This is a genomic window from Pseudomonas fluorescens Q2-87, from assembly GCF_000281895.1.
Taxonomy (GTDB): Bacteria; Pseudomonadota; Gammaproteobacteria; order Pseudomonadales; family Pseudomonadaceae; genus Aquipseudomonas; species Aquipseudomonas fluorescens_S.
Genome location: NZ_CM001558.1, coordinates 2,115,828 through 2,139,943, shown reverse-complemented (window position 1 = coordinate 2,139,943; position 24,116 = coordinate 2,115,828). Strand labels below are relative to the sequence as shown.

Below are 24,116 nucleotides of genomic sequence, written 5' to 3'. Positions count from 1 at the left end.
TCAATGGCCTCCCGTACGTCGATTGCGCCGTGACGACAGGCGATCGATAAACAGATTGACGCCGATGGTCAGGGTGCCGATGGCCAACGCCGGTATCACGATGGCCGGCGCGCCCTGGTTGAGGCCGCCGATGTTTTCCCGCACCAGCGAGCCCAGGTCGGCATCCGGCGGTTGCACGCCCAGGCCGAGAAAACTCATGCCGCTGAGCAGCAGGACGATGAAGCCGAAGCGCAAGCCCAGGTCGGTCAGCACCGGATTGAGAATGTTCGGCAGGATCTCGACACAGGCGATGTACAACCGACGCTCGCCACGGGTACGGGCCACTTGCACGTATTCCAGGGCCTCGATGTTCACCGCCATGCTGCGGGCGATACGGAACGCGCCCGGCATGAAACTGAGTACCGCCGTGCAGATCAGCAAGGTCACCGATGAGCCGAAGGCCGAGACCATGATCAGCGCGAGCATTTTGCTCGGGATGGAAATGAACGCGTCCATCAGGCGGCTGATCAGTTCGTCCAGCCATTTGGGCGAGACCACCGACAGCAACGCGCAACTGGTGCCCAGCCCACTGGCCAGGACCGCTGCCACCAACGCCAGGCCAACCGTAAAACGCGCACCGACCAGGATGCGGCTGAGCATGTCGCGGCCCAGGTAATCGGTGCCCAACGGGTACGTGGCGCTGAGGCTGTCAAAGACATTGTCGGAAACCACTTCGCCTACCGGGTGCGGCGCCAGCCAGGGACCAAAGATGGCGATCAGCAGCCAGATCACACACATCGCGGCGCCAATCAGGCCGAGCCAGGGCGCTTTGTGAGCGACCTTGCCCACCGCCAGTTCGGGCGCCGCAGGCGGCGATTTCACCATGAGATTGTTCATTGGTTTCTCAGCCTCGGATTGGAAAGGATCGCGCACAGATCAGCGATCAGTACCAACATCAGGTACGCCGTGCAAAACAGCATGGTGCAGGCCTGGACCAGCGCCATGTCGCGGTTCGTCACGGCATCGACCATCAAGCTGGCGATACCGGGATAGTTGAAAATCGTCTCGACGATCACCACGCCGCCCAGCAAGTAGGACAGGCTCAAGGCGATGGCATTGGCAATCGGCCCGATGGCGTTGGGCAAGGCATGGCGCAGCACCACCCGCACCGAACTGACGCCCTTGAGGCGGGCCATTTCCACGTAGGGACTGTCGAGTTGATCGATGACCGCCGCCCGGGTCATGCGCGCCATTTGTGCAACGATGACGCAGCACAGCGTCATCACCGGCAACGCGTAGGTGCGCATGAATTGCAGCGGTGAGGTGATTTCGCTGGAATACGACAGCGCCGACAGCCAGCCCAGGTTCACCGCGAAAATCAGCACCGCCAGGGTGGCGACCAGAAACTCCGGTACCGCCACCATTGCCAGGGTGCAAAAGCTCAGGAAGCCATCGATGCGCCCGCCTCGGCCCATGGCCGAACCGATGCCCAGTAGCAGCGCCACCGGCACCGACACCAGCGCCGTCGCGGCCGCCAGCATCAGGGTGTTGGGCACCCGTCCGGCCATCAGCTCAGTGACCGGCACGGCGTTGGAGACCGACAGTCCCATGTCGCCGCTGAGCAGGCTCGTCAACCAGTGCAGGTAACGCAATACACCCGGCTGATCGAGCCCCATTTTCACCCGCAGGGCGGCCACTTGTTCTGGCGTGGCGAACTGTCCGAGTGACTGTTGCGCCGCGTCTCCCGGCAACACCGCCGTGATGGCGAACACCACCATCGATACGATCAACAGCGTCACGATCGCGGCACCCAGGCGCCGGCCGATCAGCCACAGTGTATTGCTATTCATCACCCTACCCCTTGTGCCGTGTCACGCAGCCAAACATTGCTTATCAAGCGTCCAGCCAGATTTGCTCGGCAAACATGTAGCCCATGAAACCACCCAGCGGATTGGTGCCGTAGCCTTTGACGCGCTGGTCGACGCCATCGATGTTGCTGATGAATACGGGAACGCCGATACCACTGTGCTCATGCACCAAAGCCTGCATGTCGCCATACATCTTGCCGCGCTTGACCTCATCGGTTTCACCCCGGGCCTGGATCAGCAACTGGTCGAACTGCGGGTTTTTCCAGCCGGATTCATTCCAGGGCGCAGTTGACTGGAAAAATTGCGAGAAGATCATGTCGGCGTTCGGCCGAGGGTTGATGTTGCCGAAGCTCAGCGGGTGCTTGGCCCAGTGGTTGGACCAGTAGCCATCGCTCGGCAACCGGTTGACATCGAGCTTGAGCCCGGCCTGCTTGGCCGATTGCTGCAACAGCACGGCAACGTCGACCGAGCCGGTGGCGGCCGGCGAGCACATCACTGGCATGCTGATGCTTTCCATGCCGGCCTTTTTCAGCAGGAAGCGCGCCTTTTCGGGATCGTAGGCCCGTTGTGGCAGGTCGGCGTTGTAGAACCGCGCGCCAGGGGCGATGGGATGGTCGTTGCCGACCCTGGCGAAGCCACGGAAGATCGCCGACTTGACTTGCTCGCGGTCCAGCAACAGCTTCATGGCCTCGGTGAATTCCGGGCTTTGGCCGGGCATCTGGTCCTGGCGAATGATCAGGTCGGTGTAGTTACCCGACGGCGAATCGACAACCCGGTGGTTGGTGCTGTCCTTGATGCGTGTGGTCGAGCGCGGGTTGACTTCGTTGATGATCTGCACGTCGCCCGACAGCAACGCGTTGACCCGTGACGGTTCGTCGGCGATGCCGATGAATTCGATCTCGTCGAGGTAAGGCAACCCCGGTTTCCAGTAATTGGCGTTGCGCGCACCAACCGAGCGAACCCCTGGCTTGAACTCCTTGACCTTGAACGGCCCGGTGCCGATGCCCTGGCTGAAGTCGCTGGTGCCTTCGGGCACGATCAGCAAATGGGAAATGGCCAGGATCGAAGGCAGCTCGGCGTTCGGACCACTGAGGCGTATCTGCACCTCGTGGGTACCGTTGGCCTTGACCTCGGCAAACTGCTCCGCCAGGGGCAGGACCTTGGATCCAGTGATCGGGTCCTTGTGTCGCAACAGGGAAAACACCACGTCGGCGGCGGTCAAGCCTTTGCCGTTGTGGAAGACCACTTCCTTGCGCAGGGTAATCACCCAGAGCGTGGCGTCGGTGGTGTCGATGCGTTCGGCCAGTTCCAGTTGCGGCACCATGTGGCTGTCGAAACGGGTCAGGCCGTTGTAGAACATGTAGTGACGCACATAGTCCGTAGACGATGAGCCTTTGGCCGGGTCCAGGGTGTCGGCGGTGGAACTGGAGATACCGGCGACGCGGATACGCCCGCCGGGCTTGCCTTTGCCGGGACTGGCTTCCTCATCGGCAAACAGTTTGCCGGCAGCGCCAAACAGGCTGCCGGCGCCCGCCACCGCTACACCCGCCACCCCCAGCATCTGCAATGCATGGCGGCGCGACATGCCGCGATTGAGCCCTTCGAAAACACGCAGGCTTTCTGTGCCGGTAATCAACTGGCCGTCGATGCTGTTCTTATTGTCAGTCATGTCAGTTCTACCTTCCGCAAGTGATTAGGGCTCGGTTGCGCACGGTTTACGCAACGTGGTTGAAACACAAAACAACGCCATATGAATCAGTGTAGGTAGTCCTGCAGGCGGTAATACGCGCCTACCAGCGGCAGGAACCAGGGCTTGCCGAAGTGCCCGGGAATGGCCGGCCAATCGAGTTCGCGCCACGGGTTGGCCTCGACTCTGCCGGCCATGACTTCGGCCATGACCTGGCCCATGTGCACCGACATCTGCACGCCATGGCCGCTGTAGCCCATGGAGTGAAAAACCCCGTCATGCTGGCCGGCCCGAGGCAGCCGATCGGAGGTCATGTCCACCAACCCGCCCCAGCAGTAGTCGATCCGGGTGTTCGCCAGCTGCGGGAACATTTGCACCATGGCGGCTTGCAGAACCTTGCCGCTCTTGGCATCGGAGACGCTGTCAGACATGGCAAACCGCGCTCGACCGCCAAACAGCAGACGGTTGTCCGGGGTCAGCCGAAAGTAATTGCCGATCATGCGACTGGTGACATAGGAGCGGCGGGCCGGCAGCAAGCTGTCGATCAACGCCTGAGGCAGCACTTCGGTCGCCACCACGAAGCTGCCCACCGGCACGATCCTGCGCCGATACCAGCCCAAGCCACCCTGCTGGCAGGTGCCGGTCGCCAGCAAAATCTGCGTGGCATGTAGCGTTCCCTTGCTGGTGTTGACTTGGTAGCCGCCGCCGCTGGCCTTCCAGTCCTTCACCGCCACACCCTGGAAGATCGATGCGCCGTGACGCGCCGCGGCTTCCGCCAGGCCGACCCCGAATCGCCCGATGTGCATCTGTACGCCATTGCGCTGGAGCAAACCGCCGTGGAACTGGGCCGAGTTGACTTCCTCCCGCGTTTCTTGGGCGGACAACAACTCGACGTCGGCGTCGACCTCCTTGCGGATCAGTTCGCAGGTGCGCGCCAGTCCTTCGTAGTGCATCGGTTTGGCGGCCAACTTGAGCTTGCCGTTGCGCGTCAGGTCGCAGGCGATGTGCTCCTGCTCCACCAGCGCAACAACGCTGTGCACGGCGCTTTCATAAGCCTGGTAATAGGCGCGCGCTTTTTCGGCGCCGAGGCTGGCGCTTAATGCCGCGTAATCCTGAGCGACGCCGGTGCTGCAATGCCCACCATTGCGCCCCGAGGCTTCGCCAATCACCCGGCCCGCTTCGAGCACCGCCACGCTGGCGCCCTTCAAGGCCAGGGCCCGGGCCGCTGCCAGGCCGGTGAACCCGCCACCGACGATGGCGACATCAACCTGCCCGGGCAACCCGCCGAGCTGAGCACCGGTAAATGCCGGTGCGGTATCGAGCCAATAGGACTCACTGCCCATGTCTAACCCCTTGCCTTGAAAAGTGCGCCGAGACTCAGAGCCCGACCAGGCCGGCCAACCCGCCGATGTCCGGGATCTGGTGGTAGCCAAAAATGGCGTTGGCCGGTTGTTCATGCCCACGGGCGACGAAGGCTTTGTGCTTGATCTTCATGTCATGGGCCGACATCAGGTCGTAGCGGAAACTCGACGAGACGTGCAGCACGTCTTCCGGCCCGCAGCCGAGGTTATCGAGCATGTATTCGAAGGCCGCCAGGCGCGGCTTGTAGGCCTGGGCCTGTTGGGCGGTGAAGACTTTATGGAAAGGCGCACCGAGCTTGTCGACGTTGGACATGATCTGCTCGTCCATCGCGTTGGAGAAAATCACCAGGGGGATCTTGTCGGCGATTTTCGACAGGCCGGCCGGCACGTCGGCGTGGGGGCCCCACGTTGGAACGGCGTCATAATACAGCTGGCCTTCGCCGCGGTATTCCACGCCCCAACGCTTGCAGACCCGCGCCAAGGACGTCTTGATGACTTCATCATAGGGCCGCCAGTCACCCATCACCTGATCCAGGCGATAAGCGGAGAAGTCCTTGACGAACTGGTCCATCTGCTCGGCCGGGACACGGTCGGCGAACAGCTCGCGCGTCATGTTGCCCATCTGGAAATTGGTCAACGTGCCGTAGCAGTCGAAGGTGATGTACTTGGGTCGAAGAAAGCTCATGAGTGCGGTCCTGAATTGTTGTTAAAGGCATGACGATGCAAACATTGACGCCGTTCGTGAGGCCTCAGTGCAACGCTGCATCACGTTTTCATTACAACACCATGAGACCGTGGAAAAACCATTAAAAATATAGGCCGCTTGGTACAAACCACCGTTTTGCGGGGTTCGCTCAGCAGACTTTGCGGGATGCTCCAGGCGTGGGCGTTGCGCCCATGTTCCTGCGGGTTTGCGGGCAGTTATGGTGCGTAAAACAGGCTCGCCGGGGCGGGTTCGCGGCAGAATCTACGCCTGGGCGTGGGGCCGCCTCGGCATCTTCGTTGGAGGGGTGGGCGTCATCGCGAGCCTGCTCGCGATGGCGATGGCGATGGCTCGCAGCACTAACGCTACGTTTGCGAAGTTACCCCGGTCGAGACAGCAGATTATTCTTTGCCGGGCTCAACAACGGCACATGTCATCGAGGCTGCTTTGTTAGCTTATTGAGAACACACGGCGGCTGCGCCATAACTGCTCCAGGGAGCCCGTTGGATGACCACCTCTTCTTCTAACCGCCACAGTGTCGACCCGCAAACGCTACGACAGCTTTATATCGATGGCGCCTGGTCAGCCCCAGTCCATCCGGCCACGCTGCCGGTGGTCAACCCGGCGACCGAGGAAATTGTCGCTGAGGTGGCCAGTGGCTCCGCCGAAGACGTCGATCGGGCGGTAGCCGCCGCGCGTGCCGCATTTGCCGGCTGGTCCGCGACACCGGTAGACGCTCGGGTAGTGATACTTGGAAAAATCCACGAGCTGATCCTTGAGCGCAAGGAAGCATTGGCCCAGGCGCTCTCGCTGGAGATGGGCGCGGCGATCAGTTTTGCCCGGGCCATGCAGGTACCGTTGGCGGCCGAACACGTGCGGGTAGCCCGTGACGTGCTTGCGACCTATCGTTTCCAGAACGTCGAAAATGGCACGGCCATTCAACGCGAACCCATCGGCGTCTGCGGTCTCATCACGCCATGGAACTGGCCGCTCTATCAAATCACCGCCAAAGTCGCCCCGGCGATTGCCGCCGGTTGCACGGTGGTGTTGAAACCGAGCGAACTGTCGCCGCTGAGCGCGCTGCTTTTCGCTCAACTGGTGCATGACGCGGGCCTTCCGGCAGGTGTGTTCAACCTGGTCAACGGCAGCGGTGCCGAGGTCGGCGCAGCCATGGCGGCGCATCCCGATATCGACATGATCTCCATCACCGGCTCGAACCGTGCCGGTGCTCTCGTGGCCCAGGCCGCCGCTCCCACGGTAAAGCGTGTCACCCAGGAACTGGGTGGCAAGTCGCCGAACCTGTTGCTGCCGGACGCCGACTTCGCCGCCGCTGTGCCGCCAGGGGTGATGTCGGCGTTTCGCAATGTCGGCCAATCGTGCAGCGCACCGACGCGAATGATCGTGCCCCGCAACCGCTTGGCACAAGTCGAAGCCTTGGCCGCCGAGACCGCTAACGCGATCATCGTCGGTGATCCGCAATCGCAAGCAACGGTCCTGGGCCCCATCGCCAACGAGGCCCAGTTCAATCGGGTGCAAACCATGATCGAAGCAGGCCTGAGCGAAGGCGCAAAACTGGTGTGCGGCGGACCAGGGCGCGCGCCGGGCTTCGACAGAGGTTTCTACACCCGCCCGACGGTTTTCTCGCAGGTGGACAGCAGCATGCGCATCGCCCAGGAAGAAATCTTCGGGCCGGTGCTGTGCATCATCCCCTATGACACGGTGGATGAAGCCGTCGCCATCGCCAACGATACGGTCTATGGGCTGGGTGCTCATGTCCAGGGGCAGGACCTTGAACTGGCGCGCAGCGTTGCCTTGCGCATCCGCTCCGGGCAAGTGCTTTTGAATTACCCGGCGTGGAACCCCATGGCGCCGTTCGGTGGCTACAAGCGCTCGGGGAACGGACGTGAATACGGTATCCACGGCTTTGAGGAATACCTGGAAATCAAGGCGATTGTCGGGTTTGGTTGATCGCTAGTCCTCGGATCGATCCTTGCCCTCACGGTCCCGTATGTAATGGTGCGCGAGCGGGAACGGCGGCAGCCAGGCTTCGCGGCGCACGGTCCAGCTTTCATAGGTCGGCATCAATTGGTCGGGAGCGTCCAGGGAGCCCAGGTTCACTTCGATCTCGTCGCCGCTGCGGGCGAAAACCGACGAGCCGCAGCGAGGGCAAAAAAAACGCCCGGCATAGTCCCGGGTCTCGCCCAGGATCGTCACCGCGTCCTGGGCAAACACGGCCGCAGCGTAGAACAGCGCTCCGTGATGCTTGCGGCAATCGAGACAGTGACAAAGGCCAACCCGGTAAGGGCGCCCCGAGGCTTCGATACGGACGTTGCCGCACAGGCAACCGCCGGTGAATCGGTTCATGGTGTAGTTCCTCTGCGAACCAGTGCTCGGAATTTTCTTTTGATGCCCCTGCCCGTCTTTGGTTTAGCGCATTAACCCACCATCGGCACCGCGATTAGCAATATCGCGGTCCCATCATTCGGCTCTTTCCTTGCTGACTACCGGCGCATGTTCTGCCATCAGCTCTGCAACCCATGCGATGAACACCCGCAACTTGGCGCTGATGTGGCGGTTCGGTGGATAGGCGATGTAGAGCGGCATCGGGTCGAGGCGCCAATCATGGAACAGGCGCACCAGTTCACCTCGAGCTTCGTGGTGCCTGGACATGTATTCAGGCAGCCAGAGCACGCCCAGCCCCGCCAAACCGGCCGCAAGGTAGGCATTGCCATCGTCGATAGCCAGCACGTAGCGTCCCTTGATATGCAGATGCTCGCTGTGATTGTGCATGGCGTAAGGCACCGCTTTGCCGGTGCGAGCCCAGAGAAAACCGACGATGTGATGCGGCGAATCCTCAAGCTCCAATGGATGTCCAGGCGTGCCCATGCGCGCCAGGTAGTTCGGCGCCGCAAAGACGCCCAAGGTCAGGTCGCCGACGCGCCGGGCGATGAGCGTCTGGTCCGTCAGCTCACCGCCGCGCACCACGCAATCAACGTTCTCATCGATGATGTCGACGATGCGGTCGCTGACGCCCATGTCGATCTGGATGTCAGGGTATCGCGCATGGAACGCCGGCAGGGCCGGAATCAGGATCATCGCGGCCAGCGGGCTCGGCACGTCCACCCGCAGCCGGCCTCGGGGCAACGCTTGGGCGCCGGACAGGCTGGTCTCGGCATCGTCCATATCGGCGAGCAGGCGGATGACGCGCTCGTAATAGACGGCGCCATCGGCGGTGACGTTGACTTTGCGCGTGGTGCGGTTGAGCAGCTTGACCCGCAGCCGTGCCTCCAATTGCTGGACCAACTGGGTCACGGTGGTCTTGCTCATGTGCAGGGTTTCGGCCGCCTTGGTGAAGCTGCCCGCCTCTACCACTCGGACGAATGCCTGCATCGCATCGAAACGGTCCATTAGTGCCCCGGCTCAGATTGTTTGGGATTTACAAACAGTGAACGCCAAGGTTGCTCGTTTATCGCCCGGATACAAGCCCCTAGAGTCGACATTGTGATTTGAATTCCTTAACGATGGAGGCATCTATGACACAGCGTGACGTGGTTTTTCCGGCCGGGCGCCAGGCGCTTTACGAACGTAATCGCTATTCCCCGGCGATCCGTTCCAATGGTTTTTTATTTGTGTCGGGACAGGTCGGCAGTACCGAAGACGGCTCGCCGAAGCCTGGACTGGAGGATCAGGTACGGCAAGCGTTCAACAACCTGGAGGCGATCCTCGCCGCGGCCGATTGCAGTTTTGACGATGTGGTGGATGTCACCGTGTTCATGGTCGACCCGCAGTCGACCTTCGAGACCGTCTGGAAAGTGGTGCCCGAGTTCTGGGGCAGCGCGCCACACCCGACCCTCACCGCCGTGGGTGTGACTTGGCTGTATGGGTTCCAGTTTGAAATCAAGGTGATTGCCAGGTTGCCTGGAACTGTCGGTTGATCCGGATCGGTATTGGATGGACTGGCGTCATCGCGAGCAGGCCCCACAGGGTTTGCGGGTATGCCCCGAATCCGGAGCCCACTGCAACTCCCCTGTGGGAGCGAGCCTGCTCGCGAAGACGTCGGCACATTCAGCACCCATGCAAGCTGGACCGCCGCTTTCGCGAGCAAGCCCGCTCCCACCACTTTCGGATGTGCCCCGAATCTGGAGCCCGCTGCAAATCTACCGTGGGAGCGCAGGCTAGCCTTTCACCGCCGCCTCAATGGCCGCGATGTCAATCTTGGTCATTGTCATCATGGCCTCAAAGGCGCGCTTGGCAACGGCTTTATCGGAGCTGGTGACCGCATCCACCAGAACGCGCGGGGAAATCTGCCACGACAGCCCCCACCGGTCCTTGCACCAACCGCAAGCACTGGCCTGGCCACCGTTGTCGATGATCGCATTCCATAACCGGTCCGTTTCGGCCTGGTCGTCGGTTGCCACCTGAAACGAAAACGCTTCGCTGTGCTTGAACGCCGAGCCACCGTTCAAGCCGATGCAAGGAATGCCCATCACCGTGAAATCCACCGTCAGCACATCGCCCTGCTTGCCCGATGGAAAATCCCCGGGGGCGTGGTAGACCGCGTGTACCGCGCTGTCCGGGAACGTGTCGGCGTAGAACCTTGCAGCGTCCAGCGCCGTGCCGTCGTACCAGAGACAAATCCTGTTCTTGTTGTTCATCCGGATTCTCCTAGAGAGGGACTGGACGGTGAAGTCTAGCAGCCCCTCTTTCGGATGAAGGCCAATCTCAGGTGAACAGGTCGACGCCCAACTGGAACGCAACCCAGAGCGCCAGGCCCGTGGCAAAGACCAGTGCGATGTTCTCGAACAGGTTGTTGCGGTATTCCTTGCCCAGAAGCGATTTCTGGTTGGACATGATCAACAGGCCCAGGGAGATGACCGGCAAGCCAACGATGTTCAGCGCGTTGACGCCGATGGTCAGCGTGACGAAGTCAGGCATGCCGGGCAGCGACCAGATCAATGGCGTCACGAGGATGAACAGCATGAACCATTTGTGCGCCGGGTCTCGGTGGAATTCTTTACCGTAGCGCTCCCGACGTTCTGGCTTGACGTGCTGGAAGGCATCGGTGATGAGCATCGGAAATGCCGTGGTCTTGCCGGAAACGCTGGCGAACAGCGTGGCGAACACGCCGATGAAGAACACGTACCAACCGATCGGGCCGAAGTACATTTCCAGGGCTTTGCCCAGGTCGCCGAGGGTGTTCACCTCAATGCCATTGGGCCGCAGGATTTCCGCGCCGACGATCCAGATGGCCAGGTTGATGATGATCCCGACGAACACCGCAAACAGCAGGTCGTTACGCTGGATGCGCTTGTGCTGCGGCCCGACCCAGCCCTTCTGACGCATGACATAGGGGTGAACGAAGTTGGCGATGGAACCGGCCACCGCACCGATCACCGAGACCGCCACCAGCAGCGCGCCGTGCACGCCTTCATCGGGCGGGATGCTGAAGCCAATGGTGCCTTTGACGATCCCGACTACATCAGGGCCGGACATCACCGCCAAGGCCAGGAACGCCAGGGTCATGATCGCCAGCAGCGCTTTCATCACGCCTTCGATCATCGAATAGATATTGCGACCGACCAGCATCCACACCGCCAACACCACCGCCACCGAACAGAGCAGCGGGTAATCGGTCTTCAGCAACATGGCCAAGGCCTCACCGGCGCCCTTGATCATGTAGGCATTCATCAGGTGTCCCATGAGCAGCGCATACACCAGCAGGAACCAGGCGAAGAAGGGATTGAGCTGGGCGTAGCCCTGCAGGATGGTCATGCCCTGGTTATTGCAGAGCTGGAAACGCGCGATGATGTTGACGATCAGGTAGCGAAGCAAAAGCGATACCGCCAACACCCACATCATGGCGTAGCCGTAGTTCGAGCCGGCCACGGAAGAGGTGATCAGGTCGCCTGCGCCGAGCCAGGACAATACAGCGATGATGCCGGGACCAAGAAGCTTCAACAGGCGCACGAAACGGCTTTGCGCTGGGGCCGCAGCCTGATCCTCAACGGAAGGAATGCTCGTCATGGATGGAATCTCCGTTATTTTTTTTGTGAGAAACGGCCACAGTCGAACATATTTCATACGACATCGTACAACCATAATTACCCTGCAATTATGTGAAAATGTTTCATGTCTTTTACCTCATGAAGCCTCCAATTCAGCCCTGGCACAGCGATTCAGCGCCGCCCCGCTCCCCGTTGTGGACCATCCAGCGAATCATGCTCGCCAGGGGCACTCGATAATGCTCGACCGTGCACTCGCCCAGTTGCTCCTGGCGGTACAACTCCAAGTAGCGACTGAGCAAGACATGCCGACCATCCTCCGCCAGCCGCAGCTCAAGCTCCCGGCAATGCAGCGAGCCCTGGCCGATGATTTTGACTCGCCGATGCAACACCAGCACATCGCTATTCATTGGCGGTTTTTCCATCCGGGCACTCGGCGTTGACCGCCGAACCCAATTTGCCCTGGGCGACAAGATCGGCGCGCCGTTGTGCTGTCGCGTCTCGCAGTGCCGAGTAGTAGTCCGGCCGGGTCTGCAACTCATCCGTCAGCGGCAACGCCTCGGCGCGGCCGTCGACTATCCCGCCTACGGTATTGACCGTGCCCAGCGTCTCGACGGTATCGCTGTTGTCGCCGAACGGGTCGACGGCAAAACTCACCACCTTGCCCGTCGCATCCCGCAGGTTGCTGCTGCCCAGCAGCGGCAGCTCAACGATCGGGCCGGAGGCGATGTTCCAGACGCCGAAGGTCTGGCCAAAATCAGCCTTGTGCCGCTCGATGCCCAGCTTGCCCGACACATCGATCAAACCAACGATGCCGACGGTGGTGTTGATCGCAAAACGCCCCAGGGTATTGACCGAGCGTTGAGCGTTGCCTTGCAGCAGGTCATTGATGAACACCTTGGGTTCGCCGAAGTTGGCGACGAAATTATGGACGCCGGCCTGCACGAACTCCGGGAGCTTGAGATAACCACGGGCAACGGGGGCCAAGACATAGTCGTCCACAGTCCGGTTGAAGGCGAAAATACCGCGGTTGACCGGTTCTGCGGGATCGTGGACGGTGTAGGTCGCGCTTTCGCAAGCCCCCGCCGTAGCAGGTGGCGTGCTGGTGCAGGCGCTGGTGAGGGCAGCCAGGACAACCACAACGGCGGGTCGAACAAACATCGAAGCAGGCTTGGGAATCGGCATACGGGATTATCTCAGCGAGGAGTGAGGTGTTGCCTATGCCGGTTAAAAGCCGAACACCGAACCCCGTGGCGAGGGAGCTTGCTCCCGCTTGAGTGCGAAGCGCTCATCGCTTTTTTAGGGCGGCTCCACGACCCAGCGCGAGCGAGCTCCCTCGCCACGGGGTTGGTGTAGGGCTGGTTTTTAACTGACTGGCATCGAGGCCATCCTGCCGCTGCTTTTTTGCCCGAAGATTTCCAGAACATTGCCCATCCGCAACTTTATTTCCGCATTGAAATATATGACTCAGGCCATGGATTGCCCCTAGTATCGCCTCCTGTATTCATCATCCTGCGTGCCCGCCGTGAGCCATTTACTACTGGTCGACGATGACCTCGAAGTCCTCGCCCTCTTGCGCAAATTCCTTGAACAACACGGCTATAGCGTGGAAGTGGCGGCCGACGGTGCCGCGCTGTGGCAGGCGGTCGAGCGGCGGATGCCGGAGCTGATCATCCTCGACGTCATGTTGCCCGGGGACAATGGCTTGCTGCTCTGCCAGCGCCTGCGGGCCGAACATCGGGTCGGCATCATCATGCTCACCGCCATGGGCGAGTTGAGCGACCGTGTCGTCGGCCTGGAAATGGGCGCGGACGATTACCTGACCAAGCCCTTCGACGCGCGGGAGCTGCTGGCCCGGGTGCGCGCCGTGCTCAGGCGCACCGGCGAGGCCAGGGGCTCGCTGATTGACACTTCGCGGCCGATCCTGGAATTCGAAAACTGGCAACTGGACGTCACCCGTCGTGAACTGCGCTCGCCGGAAAGAGTCATGATCCCGCTGTCCACCGGCGAGTTCGAACTGCTGCTGGTATTTGCCGAGCATCCGCGCCGTGTGCTGAGCCGCCAGCAGTTGCTGGATCTGGCACGCGGGGAAACCTTCGACGCTTTCGACCGCAGCATCGACGTCCAGGTCAGCCGCCTGCGGCGCAAGCTGGAAACCGATGTCACCGGCGCGTCGATGATCCGCACCGTGCGCAACAGCGGCTATCTGTTCAGCCCCCACGTGGTGAAACGATGAAATGGCCACGCCCGGGCCCGCCTCGCCCGCGGGACACGGTGGCGCGCTGGATCGCTCTGACCACACTGGTCGCCATGCTGACCTTGTTGGCCCTCAATGAGCTGTTCAGCCTGCTGGCCGGTGCTTGGGCGCGCCCTCCCCTGATGGAAACCGGCCTGATGGATAAGGCCGCCGCCATTACGCGCATCGTTGATTCCGTCGCACCGTCCCAAAGGCCGGGCGTCGCCATGGCCGCCAGCGACCGGGGTTTCAACGCGCAATGGTTGCGGCACTACGAAGATGCCCGGTTGCCGGTGATCGACGACCCGGAGTTCAACGAAGGTTCGGCCTTCCTGCGCCAGCAACTGGGCCGGCCGGACGCCAGGATAGAAGTCTACGAGCCGGGCGACTGGCCGGACAGTCAACCCGGTGGTCAGTACGCTGCGATCATTGAATTGAGCGACCATTCGTGGCTGATGTTCTCGGTGCCATCGCGCAGCTGGGGGTTAGAAGAATGGTTACGCAACCTGATCATCATCGCCCTGATTCTGCTGTCGACGTTGAGCGTCGCCCTGATCGCTACGCGGCACCTGGCCGCGCCCCTGGAGCACTTCGCCGAAGGCGCCAGGCGCTTTGGCGTCGATCACCAGGCGCCACCCATTCCAGTCATCGGGCCCCACGAAATCCGCCAGGCGATCCTCGCCTTCAATGCCATGCAGGCCCAGCTCAAACACTACCTGCAGGACCGCACGCAGATGCTCGCCGCTATTTCCCACGACTTACGGGCGCCATTGACCCGCATGCGCCTGCGCGGGGAATTCATCGAAGACGCCGAGCAACAGTCCAGGTTGTTCAGGGACGTGGATGAAATGCAGGCGATGGTCAATTCGGCCCTGGAGTTCTTCCGCGACGATGCGCGCCTGGAAACCGCCACCGCCTTCGACCTGGCCGAGTTGCTGCACACCATTGTCGACGATCTCAAGGATGCCGGCATCGAGGTTTCCTTCGACGGCGCCCATCGCCTTGTCTATGTGGGTCGGCCCATCGGCATCAAGCGAGCGCTGATCAACCTGATCGACAACGCCATAAAATATGGGCACGAACCGGCCATCCGGCTGGAGGTCGACGCCCACCGAGTGGTCATTCGCATCCTGGACCGAGGCCCAGGCATCGCCCCTGAATACGCTGAGCGGGTATTCACGCCGTTCTTTCGCATCGAAGGCTCTCGCAACAAGCACACCGGCGGCGTCGGGCTGGGCCTGTCGGCGGCGCGGGCGACAGTGCTGGAGCATGGCGGCACGCTGATCCTGAGGAATCGACGGGGTGGCGGATTGGAGGCCAGGGTCTCGCTGCCGCTTGACTGAAGTGCCCGATGTACCGATCCGCTCTAAACATTCAGCGCCTTCCTCGGTAGGATGTCCGGCTTTTCCGGCCTGGACCCTGTTCCGGGAAGGCGCTCTTGTTTGTATCGCTCGACCCAATGCCATCGTTCGCGCTCACGACAGACAGGAATCGACGGAGCCAAACCAAGGAATTCACCGATGATTCTTATCATTTATGCGCACCCCTACCCCGACAAATCGCGGGTCAACCAGCAGATGCTCAAGCGAGTGTCGACCAACCCGGACGTGGTCATACGTTCGCTCTACGCGCTTTACCCCAACTTCGATATCGACGTCGAGGCGGAACAGCGAGCGGTGGAACAAGCAGAGCTTATCGTCCTCCAGCACCCAATGTACTGGTACAGCGCACCGCCCCTGCTGAAACTGTGGATCGATAAGGTGTTCACCCACGGCTGGGCCTACGGTAAAGACGCCGTTGCCCTCAAAGGCAAGCGCTTGCTGTGGACCGTCACCACCGGTGGCGATCACGCGCATTTTGCAATCGGCGACTACCCCGATTTTTCGGCGCTGGCCCAACCTCTTCACGCCACGGCCATTTACTGTGGCATGCGCTGGCTGGAGCCGGTGGTCGTGCATGGCGCCTATGCCGCCGACCCTGACGCCCAACACGCACAAATCGAACACTATGGCGCTCGCCTGGCCGCCTGGAAGGAAGATTGAAATGGAGACGCACAGCCTGATTGAACTGCTCATTTACCTGGGCTCGGCGACGTTGATCGTGCCGATTGCCGTCCGGTTGGGCCTGGGCCCGGTGTTGGGTTACCTGCTGGCCGGGTGCATCATCGGCCCGTGGGGGCTGAAGCTGATTACCGATGTAAAAGCGATCCTGGAGTTCGCTGAAATCGGCGTGGTGCTGATGCTGTTCATCATCGGCCTCGAGCTCGACCCCAAACGGCTCTGGGCCCTGCGCAAGATGGTGTTCGGTGGCGGTGCCCTGCAGATGCTCGCCTGTGGCGCTGCCATTGGCTTGTTCTGCACGGCCCTTGGCCTGAACTGGACGGCAGCGCTGCTGGTCGGCCTGACCCTGAGCCTGTCCTCCACGGCCATCGCCATGCAGGCCATGAACGAACGCAACCTGACCGCCACCGCCGTCGGCCGCAGCAGCTTCGCCGTGCTGCTGTTCCAGGACATCGCGGCCATTCCGCTGGTGGCGATGATTCCGTTGTTGTCGGCCCACGGCGACACGCCTTCGGGCACGGCGCTGTTGCTATCGATTGGCAAAATCGTCGCCGCCATCGCCATCGTCGTACTGTTGGGACGATACGTGACGCGACCGCTGCTGCGCTTCGCAGCGCGGTCAGGCTTGCGGGAGATTTTCAGTGCCGTGGCGCTTTTCCTGGTGTTCGGCTTTGGCTTTCTGCTGGAAGAAGCCGGTTTATCGATGGCCATGGGCGCGTTCCTCGCCGGGGTCCTGCTCGCCAGCTCTGAATACCGCCATGCGCTGGAAAGCGACATTGAACCGTTCAAAGGCCTGTTGTTGGGTCTGTTCTTCATCGGTGTCGGCATGTCGATCGATTTCGGCACCCTGATCAACGCACCGCTGAAAGTCATCACCCTGACCCTGGGTTTCATCCTGATCAAGCTGCTGGTGATCAAGATGGCGGGCCGGTTCCTCAACGTCCCCGCCGCCCAGCGCTCCTGGCAGGCGGTGTTACTGGGCCAGGGCAGCGAATTCGCCTTCGTGGTGTTCGGCGCGGCGACCGTGGCCGGCATCTTGACCGATCAATGGGGCAAGAGCCTGACCCTGGCGGTGGCCCTGTCCATGTGCCTGACGCCCTTGCTGATCGTGTTGCTGGATCGCTTCGAGTCCGTCGCCAAGAAAAACAAACGCGAATCCGACCTCGTCGACCAGCAGAATCCACGAGTGATCATCGCAGGGTTCGGGCGTTTCGGGCAGATCGCCGGACGTCTGTTGATGTCTTGCGGCGTCGAGGTGGTGGTATTGGATCACGACCCCGACAACATCGAGACGCTGCGTAAATTCGGTGTGAAAGTCTTTTATGGCGATGCCACGCGCCTCGACTTGCTGCACGCAGCCGGCGCGGCCCAAGCGGTGGTGCTGATCAATGCGATCGACGATCGAGAAGACAACCTGACGCTGACCCGCCTGGCCCAGGAGCACTTCCCCGCGTTGCAGTTGATCGTGCGGGCGCGGGACATGGGGCACCTCATCATCCTTCGGCAGATGGGCGTGGAGGCGGCTGAGCGGGAAACCTTCGAGAGTGCGCTGTCATTGGGTCGCAGTGCGCTGGAGCACATGGGCGTCGGGGCTTACGAAGCGCGCGAGCGGGCGGATCAGTTCCGCCGACTGAACCTCAAGATGCTGGAGGAAATCGTCGCCCAGCCGGAAGACGACCTCAAGTTCCGCCACGATGCCTTTCGGCGTGCCAATGCGCTGCTCACGGACATGTTCAACGAAGACCGTGCCCGCCCCGTCGACAACTGGCAGGAACACCATCGCAACGAAACGGAAAAGACGACTGGTTGACCGGCGTCACACACGCCCGAATTTACACCGGTACGCCACCGGCGTAAGCCCTTTCAGTGCCTTGAACATCCGCTGCAAATTGGAGCGCCGCGCTGGCCAACGTCGCAGGCCGGTTGTTGATACCGGAAGATGGCGAGACGTTGGCTTTCCTGGCGGCCTAGACCAGTGCGTCCAGCTCGGCGAGCATCGGTGCGGGGATGCTCAGCTCACTCGCGGTGAGATTCTCCCGCAGGTGCGCCAAGGACGATGTGCCGGGAATCAGCAGGATATTCGGCGCACGTTGCAGCAGCCACGCCAGGGCCACGCACAGCGGTGACGCCTCCAGGCGCGCCGCCACGCTGGAAAGGGTCTCCGATTGCAGCGGTGTAAAGCCGCCCAGGGGGAAGAACGGCACATAGGCGATACCCTGCTGGCCCAGGTCAGCGATGAGTTGTTCGTCGTCGCGATGGGTCAGGTTGTAGTGGTTCTGCACACAGACCACCTGGGCAATGCCCTGGGCCTGCTTGACCTGCGCTGCCGTGACGTTGCTCAGGCCCAGGTGGCGGATAAGGCCCTGGCGCTGCAACTCGGCCAGCGTTGTGAACGATTGCCCGATGGAATCTTCCGTGGGCGAATGCAGATCGCCCCATACCCGCAGGTTGACGACCTCCAATACCTCCACGCCCAGGTTGCGCAGATTGTCGTGGACCGCACGGGTCAACTCGGCTGGGCTGTGGGCCGGGTTCCAGGACGCGTCGGCGCCACGAACGGCGCCGACCTTGGTGACGATGACCAGGTCCTGGGCGTAAGGGTGCAGCGCTTCGCGGATCAGCTGATTGGTGACATGGGGCCCGTAGAAATCGGCGGTGTCAATGTGGTTGACCCCGCTCGCCAATGCTTCGCGCAGCACGGCGACGGCGGCCGCCGGATCTTTCGGCGGTCCGAAGACCTGGGGCCCCGCCAACTGCATCGCGCCGTAACCCATGCGATTGACCGTGCGGTCGCCCAGTAAAAAAGTGCCTGCCTTGCCTGCAATGTTCATGTCGTGCCCCTTGGATCAATATGATTGAGCCGACTATAGGCGTTGACCATTCCCTTGATAATCAGGTGCAATCAGCACGGGCTGTACGACGGAGAGAACAATGGCGACGGATATACAAGACTTGCTGGCCTTCGTGGCGGTGGTCAATGCGGGCGGCTTTCGTGAAGGCGCACGGCTAAGCGGCAAATCCGCTTCCAGCCTCAGCGATGCCGTAAGGCGCATGGAAAGCCGTCTGGGCGTGCGCCTGCTCAACCGCACCACGCGCAGCGTCGTGCCGACCGAGGCCGGTGCGCGGTTGATGGAGCGCATCGTGCCGGCGCTCGGCGAAGTCGAATCGGCGCTGGACGTGGTCAACGATTTCCGCGACCGCCCCTCAGGCACCCTCAGGCTGAACGTGCCGGTCAGTGCCGCCCGCCTGGTGCTGCCTTCGATCATCACGCCGTTTCTCAAGAGCCATCCAGATATTCGCCTGGAAGTGGTCGCCGAGGAGAGCTTCGTCGACATGCTCGCGGCTGGGTGCGACGCCGGTATTCGTTACGATGAACGCCTTGAGCAGGACATGATCGCCATCCCCATTGGTCCAAGATTCCAGCGCTTTGCAACAGCCGCCTCGCCCGCTTATCTGGACGCCAGGGGCCGGCCCGAGCATCCGCGGGATCTGCTCCAACACGCGTGCCTGCGCGGCAAATTCCCCAGCGGCGCGTTGCCGCTCTGGGACTATGAGCGCAACGGTGAGACGGTAAGTGTCGACCCCAGCGGCCCGTTGATCGTGCGGATCGGCGGCGCGGTGGACCTGTCGGTGCAAGCGGCGGTGGATGGGTTGGGCATCGTCTACCTGTTCGAGGACTGGCTACGCCCCTACTTGGACAGCGGCGTCCTGGAGCCGGTACTCGAACCCTGGTGGCAGCGCTTTACCGGACCGTTCCTCTACTACCCCGGCCGCCGCTACCTGCCCTCGCCGTTGAGGGCTTTTGTGGATTTCATCAATGCACAACAGCGTGGAAACGAGCCTGCTCGCGAAAGGCGATAGTGCATTCACCCCATTGCCCACTCGTCCCCCCGCCGCAAGGATTTTCGAACCAAGCCATTCGCCACGGCTCGGACCTACATGACACCGCTGAAAGCCCCGATGACGCGCTTCGACCGTCGCGGCCTGAACGGCGGGTACATCAAGAATGCTTTGCGTTTCACTGCCGGGAGTTCGTTATGTGTGACCGTCTTGTTCAGCACGTTTCTTCAAAAGACTCCCTGGCGTATTTCGCCCAGCGAGACACGCCCGGCAGTCGTTGCGGTGCAAGCGTGACGCCCTTGGACCTGTACGTGACAACACCGTCCAGGGTCCAGGACCGCCAGAGCCTGATCGAGCCAAACATGCAGGTCAGCGCCATTCGCCGTCGCGGTGGGCACTTGGAGTGCATCAAGGTTCGCTGGGGTTGGTCGCCGATCTGGTCGGTCGGAACGATGCCGCCGCTGACCCATCTGCCTTTGCATCTGGTGATGCGTTCCAAGGTCTTCGACCCCATCAAGCACGAAGGCCGCGTACTGGTCGCCGTGGAGGGTTGGTATGAGTCGCAAACCCCCGCCTCGCCCTCTCAGGCGCAGCGCCTCACCTACACGACCGCCCGGCAGTCGGCCCCGATCTTCCTGGCCGCCCTGGCCCAGGCCAGCGAGACCCCGTTTGGCTGTGACGGCCTGGCCCTGGTGACGTATGGCGACATCGCCAACCAGCGGCAGCGGGTACTGGCCTTCAGTGCCGAAGATGCGCTTGACTGGCTGGAACCCGCGCTGGGATGGGAGCAGGCGCAACAGCTGGCCGCACGCCTGAACGGCGCGCAACCGCACCTTGAGCCGGCAATGACACCCCACCGTCCGGCCCAGGGCGGACTTTGACTTTGGGAGATAAGGCCATGTACGTGATCATGGGCGCCACAGGCCACGTTGGCTCGGCCACGGCCCGAGCCTTGCTGGCGCCAGGGCATGCCGTGATTATCATGACCCGCAACGCCACCCACGCGACCGAATGGCGCGCCAGGGGCGCTCAAATCGTCGAAGCGGACGCCGAAAACGTCGAGTCGTTGCGCGCCGTCTTTCGGCTCGGGCGCAGGGCGTTCATTCTCAATCCGCCGGCTGCTCCCAGTACCGATACCGATGCGGTGGAACGGCGCACGGTCGCCAACATCCTGGCCGCACTCGACGGATCGGGCCTTGAGAAAATCGTCGTGCAATCCACCGCCGGCGCCCAACCCGGCGAGCGTATCGGCGATCTCAGCGTCTTGTGGGAATTGGAGGAAGGGCTGCGCAAGCAGTCGATCCCGGCGGCGATCAATCGCGGGGCTTACTACATGAGTAACTGGGACAGCCTGCTCGATACCGTGCGCGAGACCGGCAAGCTGCCCACGCTGTTTCCAGCCGACCTGGCCTTCCCCATGGTTGCGCCCCGGGACCTGGGCGAAGTGGCGGCCGCGCGGTTGCTATCGTCGGTTGATGACGTTGGCGTGCGTAACGTGCAGGGGCCTCACCTGTACTCGCCCAACGATGTGGCGCAGGCTTTTTCCCAGGCGCTCGGCCGACCGGTCGAGGTACAGGTGATACCCAGGGACCAATGGGAAAGCACCTTCCGGAGCCTCGGTTTCAGCCCTGCTGCGGCGCAATCCTATGCGCGCATGAGCGCCGTCAGCCTCGACAGTGGCTTCGACGTGGGCGACGACGTCGTGCACGGCACCCTGACGCTTGAGGCCTACATCCAGGCGCTGGCGCAAAACAACGGGCTGGGAGCGCACGAGTAAAGGAATGCAGGAACGACGCAGCAATGGACGGTAAACTGCGGCGGTCCTTTTTCTTTTCCAGCACGAGGCTTTGCATGAGCAACCCAGACATCACGTTTATTCCAGATCCGGATGCGGACTCCATTTCCTCCGACGTCGCCGGTTTCGGCGGCCTGCTGGTTTCCACGCAAATCCCCACCCACGCCGACGGCAGCCTGGAATTGGGTGACATCACGCTTCAGAGCGAATGCACGCTGCAAGCCCTCAAGACCGCCCTGGAGGGCGCCGGCAGTTCCATGGATCGCGTGCTGCACTTGACCATTTACCTCACTGACATGGCGGATCGTGCGGCATTCAATGAAGTCTACAAGCGCTTCTTCGCCAAACCGTGGCCGGTTCGCGCCGCCGTGGGCGTGGCGGCGCTGGCAGTCGAGGGAATGCGGGTGGAAGTGACGGCGATGGCGGCGAAAGGCTGACACTCTCTGCACATCGCCGCTCCAATTGTGGGAACGAGCTTGCTCGCGATGGCGGCCTTACAGGCAGCCCGCAAAATTGAGCCAACATCAATCCCCGTGGCGAGGGAGCTTGCTCCCGCTGGACTGCGCAGCAGGCCCAAGCTCTTTGTACCAGCACAATTCTTGGGGCCGCTGCGCGACCCAGCGGGGATAAATCCCCTCGCCACAGGGGCTGTGTTTATCCAGATGTAGGATTGCTCTGATTCCGGCTACGTTGTCTTGCGTCATTACCTACCACTACGCCAGAATCCGCCGGCTTGTGCGCCATGGGGCTGGGCTCTATCGTTTCCGGGTCGCTGAGAATCAGCGATCGGGTTTGGTAGCCCGGCTTTGACTTGTCGCATAGCCCCTCTAACAGAGGCCCTTTGGTATCTGTTTTTTATGGCGGTCATGCGCAGGGCGTCCTCGGACGCGCCGGTTCTCCAAGTCACCGGTCTACCAACCCGCGTATGGCCGCCACCCTTCGTTTGGTAGCGAGGGTGATGGCTCTCCTTTTAAGATTTGGAGATTCATCTATGTTCAAAGTAACGCCCAACCCACCGGACACCGATCCGACTTCACCGCGCAAAAAAACCAACACCCAGAAACTCGACGAAGCTGCCGAGCGCGCCCTTGACTACTACCTCAAGCCCAAACCTAACAAGTGCGAAGCGGATCCCCTTCACGGGCAGCTATTTACGGTCGTCAAGGACATCGACACCGAAAGCCTGCTCGCCAACCTCAGCGAAACCCTGGCCTCGGCCAATGTCATGGTCAGTGACCTGGCCTTTGAGCTTGAAGGTTCACGACGCCACTTTGCCTTGGGCATCCAGCAACTGATCGAACTGGGCGGACTGCTGGCGAACCGCGCACTAGACAACGTCGAAGCTCACCCGTCGCCATAATGCATCGCTCTTGTGGCGAGGGAATTTATCCCCGCTGGACTGCGTGGCAGGCCCGATATCTTTGTTCCGGCACAGATTTTGGGGCGGCTTCGCCACCCAGCGGGAGCAAGCTCCCTCGCCACAGGTGTGTGTGTATTCAGATATAGGGTTGCTCTGACTCAGCTCTTTTTGGCATATGTCATGGCGATCATACGCAGGACACCCCCAACCCAATTGTGGGAGCTTGCTCGCGATGACGGCCTTACAGGCAGCCCCCGAAATTGAGCCAAACATCAATCCCCGTGGCGAGGGAGCTTGCTCCCGCTGGACTGCGCAGCAGGCCCAAGCGCTATGTTTCGGCATAAGACTCTTGGGGCGGCTGCGCCACCCAGCGGGAGCAAGCTCCCTCGCCACATAAGCCTGTGCACGGACCCAACATCCCAAACATGCCTCAAATGCGCGATTGCCGTGAAAATCGTCATTTACGCACCTAGCCCGCACCCGGCGCCGGGGGCTAAAGTGCGCCGCTTTCCCCTCCCATGGCGCATTTATGAATCTCTGGTTCCGACTTCTGCTGATGCTGTTTCGTCGTCCCTGGCGCAAAACCACGGCGCCCTTGGACACCACTGTGGTGCGCATGCGCGTCTGGCCGCTGGACCTGGACCTCAACCGCCACGTCACCAACGGGCGTTATTTCACTCTGGCCGATGTGGGCCGCATGGATTACGTGCTGCGCAGCGGCGCTTATAAAGTGGCGTTGCGCAACCGCGCGGTGCCGATTGTGGGAGACGTCTGGGGCAAGTTTCGCCGGGAGCTGAGGTTGTTCGAGGCCTTCGAGGTGCACACCCGAATGCTCGGCTGGGACGACAAGTGGACCTTCATGGAGCACCGCTTCATGAGCCAGGGGCGCGTGGTCGGGGTGGTGATCATGCGCGGCCTGTTCCGCTCGGCCAAAGGCACGATTGCGCCGGGTGAGTTTATTCGTGAGTTGGGGCTGGCCGAACAATCCCCGGCGATGCCCGATTGGCTTACCGACTGGTCGCAAAGCTGCGACGGCTTGAGCCTTGAGCTTCGCCAGGAAGAAAGCGAACGCACGCATTAGCCGGCACACCACTTCTCTCTGTGGTGAGGGGATTTATCCCCGATGGACTGCGCAGCAGGCCCAGGCTTTTTCTACCGACACAAGATTCTTGGGGCGGCTTCGCCACCCATCGGGGATAAATCCCCTCGCCACATCGCTCGCAGG

Annotated in this window: 24 protein-coding genes; 12 read left to right on the top strand and 12 right to left on the bottom strand. The window is 61.7% G+C overall.

Annotated elements, in window-relative coordinates; genetic code table 11:
• The 5 genes from PFLQ2_RS17955 to PFLQ2_RS17975 all read right to left on the bottom strand — a co-directional run bounded on the left by PFLQ2_RS17955 (position 1) and on the right by PFLQ2_RS17975 (position 5,580).
• Positions 1–876 (bottom strand): ABC transporter permease, encoded by an 876-nt coding sequence (locus tag PFLQ2_RS17955; RefSeq protein WP_003180212.1) that lies wholly within the window; start codon positions 874–876, stop codon positions 1–3.
• Complete coding sequence (locus tag PFLQ2_RS17960) at positions 873–1,829, bottom strand: ABC transporter permease (RefSeq protein ID WP_003180210.1); 957 nt, start codon at positions 1,827–1,829, stop codon at positions 873–875. The genes PFLQ2_RS17955 and PFLQ2_RS17960 overlap by 4 nt, the downstream gene beginning before the upstream one ends.
• A gap of 43 nt (positions 1,830–1,872) precedes the next feature.
• Positions 1,873–3,516 (bottom strand): ABC transporter substrate-binding protein, encoded by a 1,644-nt coding sequence (locus PFLQ2_RS17965; RefSeq protein WP_003180208.1) that lies wholly within the window; start codon positions 3,514–3,516, stop codon positions 1,873–1,875.
• An 86-nt stretch (positions 3,517–3,602) separates the two neighbouring features.
• Complete coding sequence (locus PFLQ2_RS17970; RefSeq protein ID WP_003180206.1) at positions 3,603–4,877, bottom strand: NAD(P)/FAD-dependent oxidoreductase; 1,275 nt, start codon at positions 4,875–4,877, stop codon at positions 3,603–3,605.
• A 34-nt stretch (positions 4,878–4,911) separates the two neighbouring features.
• A complete protein-coding gene (locus PFLQ2_RS17975) occupies positions 4,912–5,580 on the bottom strand; it encodes a haloacid dehalogenase type II (protein WP_003180204.1) in 669 nt (222 codons plus the stop codon).
• A 525-nt stretch (positions 5,581–6,105) separates the two neighbouring features.
• On the opposite strand from PFLQ2_RS17975, the gene PFLQ2_RS17980 reads away from it, so the two are divergent.
• Positions 6,106–7,566, top strand: coding sequence for an aldehyde dehydrogenase family protein (locus tag PFLQ2_RS17980; RefSeq protein ID WP_003180203.1), 1,461 nt, complete (start codon positions 6,106–6,108; stop codon positions 7,564–7,566).
• Positions 7,567–7,569: 3 nt separating this feature from the next.
• Here PFLQ2_RS17980 and PFLQ2_RS17985 read toward each other — a convergent pair whose 3' ends face one another.
• Both PFLQ2_RS17985 and PFLQ2_RS17990 read right to left on the bottom strand, forming a co-directional pair.
• Complete coding sequence (locus PFLQ2_RS17985) at positions 7,570–7,962, bottom strand: GFA family protein (RefSeq protein ID WP_003180201.1); 393 nt, start codon at positions 7,960–7,962, stop codon at positions 7,570–7,572.
• Positions 7,963–8,076: 114 nt separating this feature from the next.
• A complete protein-coding gene (locus PFLQ2_RS17990; RefSeq protein ID WP_003180199.1) occupies positions 8,077–9,006 on the bottom strand; it encodes a LysR family transcriptional regulator in 930 nt (309 codons plus the stop codon).
• Positions 9,007–9,131: 125 nt separating this feature from the next.
• Between PFLQ2_RS17990 and PFLQ2_RS17995 the strand changes: the two genes are divergently transcribed.
• Entirely contained in the window at positions 9,132–9,533 is a 402-nt protein-coding gene (locus tag PFLQ2_RS17995; protein WP_003180195.1) for a RidA family protein, read from the top strand.
• 240 nt (positions 9,534–9,773) lie between these two features.
• Here the strand turns inward: PFLQ2_RS17995 and PFLQ2_RS18000 are convergent, their stop codons facing one another.
• The 4 genes from PFLQ2_RS18000 to PFLQ2_RS18015 form a co-directional block, all read right to left on the bottom strand.
• On the bottom strand, positions 9,774–10,253 hold the full coding sequence (locus tag PFLQ2_RS18000) for a VOC family protein (protein WP_003180194.1): 480 nt from the start codon (positions 10,251–10,253) through the stop codon (positions 9,774–9,776).
• A gap of 67 nt (positions 10,254–10,320) precedes the next feature.
• Positions 10,321–11,622 carry an Nramp family divalent metal transporter gene (locus tag PFLQ2_RS18005; RefSeq protein WP_003180192.1) on the bottom strand — a complete coding sequence of 434 codons (1,302 nt, stop codon included), beginning with the start codon at positions 11,620–11,622 and terminating at the stop codon, positions 10,321–10,323.
• A gap of 133 nt (positions 11,623–11,755) precedes the next feature.
• Positions 11,756–12,010: a hypothetical protein gene (locus PFLQ2_RS18010; protein ID WP_003180190.1), complete on the bottom strand. Its 255-nt coding sequence runs from the start codon at positions 12,008–12,010 to the stop codon at positions 11,756–11,758.
• The gene (locus PFLQ2_RS18015; RefSeq protein WP_003180188.1) at positions 12,003–12,785 is read right to left on the bottom strand and encodes an MlaA family lipoprotein; all 783 of its coding nucleotides are present in this window, start codon (positions 12,783–12,785) and stop codon (positions 12,003–12,005) included. The genes PFLQ2_RS18010 and PFLQ2_RS18015 overlap by 8 nt, the downstream gene beginning before the upstream one ends.
• 340 nt (positions 12,786–13,125) lie before the next feature.
• Between PFLQ2_RS18015 and PFLQ2_RS18020 the strand changes: the two genes are divergently transcribed.
• The 4 genes from PFLQ2_RS18020 to kefC all read left to right on the top strand — a co-directional run bounded on the left by PFLQ2_RS18020 (position 13,126) and on the right by kefC (position 17,706).
• A complete protein-coding gene (locus PFLQ2_RS18020) occupies positions 13,126–13,836 on the top strand; it encodes a response regulator (protein WP_003180186.1) in 711 nt (236 codons plus the stop codon).
• Positions 13,833–15,179, top strand: coding sequence for a sensor histidine kinase (locus PFLQ2_RS18025; protein ID WP_003180185.1), 1,347 nt, complete (start codon positions 13,833–13,835; stop codon positions 15,177–15,179). The genes PFLQ2_RS18020 and PFLQ2_RS18025 overlap by 4 nt, the downstream gene beginning before the upstream one ends.
• A 177-nt stretch (positions 15,180–15,356) precedes the next feature.
• Complete coding sequence (gene kefF, locus PFLQ2_RS18030) at positions 15,357–15,878, top strand: glutathione-regulated potassium-efflux system oxidoreductase KefF (RefSeq protein WP_003180183.1); 522 nt, start codon at positions 15,357–15,359, stop codon at positions 15,876–15,878.
• A gap of 1 nt (position 15,879) precedes the next feature.
• Positions 15,880–17,706 (top strand): glutathione-regulated potassium-efflux system protein KefC, encoded by a 1,827-nt coding sequence (gene kefC, locus PFLQ2_RS18035; protein WP_003180181.1) that lies wholly within the window; start codon positions 15,880–15,882, stop codon positions 17,704–17,706.
• 157 nt (positions 17,707–17,863) lie between these two features.
• Here the strand turns inward: kefC and PFLQ2_RS18040 are convergent, their stop codons facing one another.
• Positions 17,864–18,727 carry an aldo/keto reductase family oxidoreductase gene (locus tag PFLQ2_RS18040; protein WP_003180180.1) on the bottom strand — a complete coding sequence of 288 codons (864 nt, stop codon included), beginning with the start codon at positions 18,725–18,727 and terminating at the stop codon, positions 17,864–17,866.
• A gap of 100 nt (positions 18,728–18,827) precedes the next feature.
• On the opposite strand from PFLQ2_RS18040, the gene PFLQ2_RS18045 reads away from it, so the two are divergent.
• The 6 genes from PFLQ2_RS18045 to PFLQ2_RS18070 all read left to right on the top strand — a co-directional run bounded on the left by PFLQ2_RS18045 (position 18,828) and on the right by PFLQ2_RS18070 (position 23,972).
• Positions 18,828–19,757: a LysR family transcriptional regulator gene (locus tag PFLQ2_RS18045; RefSeq protein WP_003180178.1), complete on the top strand. Its 930-nt coding sequence runs from the start codon at positions 18,828–18,830 to the stop codon at positions 19,755–19,757.
• Positions 19,758–19,933: 176 nt separating this feature from the next.
• Positions 19,934–20,617 (top strand): SOS response-associated peptidase family protein, encoded by a 684-nt coding sequence (locus tag PFLQ2_RS18050; RefSeq protein ID WP_003180176.1) that lies wholly within the window; start codon positions 19,934–19,936, stop codon positions 20,615–20,617.
• Positions 20,618–20,634: 17 nt separating this feature from the next.
• Positions 20,635–21,513 (top strand): NmrA family NAD(P)-binding protein, encoded by an 879-nt coding sequence (locus PFLQ2_RS18055; RefSeq protein ID WP_003180174.1) that lies wholly within the window; start codon positions 20,635–20,637, stop codon positions 21,511–21,513.
• A 74-nt stretch (positions 21,514–21,587) separates the two neighbouring features.
• Positions 21,588–21,968: a RidA family protein gene (locus PFLQ2_RS18060; RefSeq protein WP_003180173.1), complete on the top strand. Its 381-nt coding sequence runs from the start codon at positions 21,588–21,590 to the stop codon at positions 21,966–21,968.
• A gap of 554 nt (positions 21,969–22,522) precedes the next feature.
• A complete protein-coding gene (locus PFLQ2_RS18065; RefSeq protein ID WP_003180171.1) occupies positions 22,523–22,891 on the top strand; it encodes a DUF6124 family protein in 369 nt (122 codons plus the stop codon).
• Positions 22,892–23,420: 529 nt separating this feature from the next.
• The gene (locus PFLQ2_RS18070) at positions 23,421–23,972 is read left to right on the top strand and encodes a thioesterase family protein (RefSeq protein WP_003180169.1); all 552 of its coding nucleotides are present in this window, start codon (positions 23,421–23,423) and stop codon (positions 23,970–23,972) included.
• Positions 23,973–24,116: the final 144 nt, after the last annotated feature.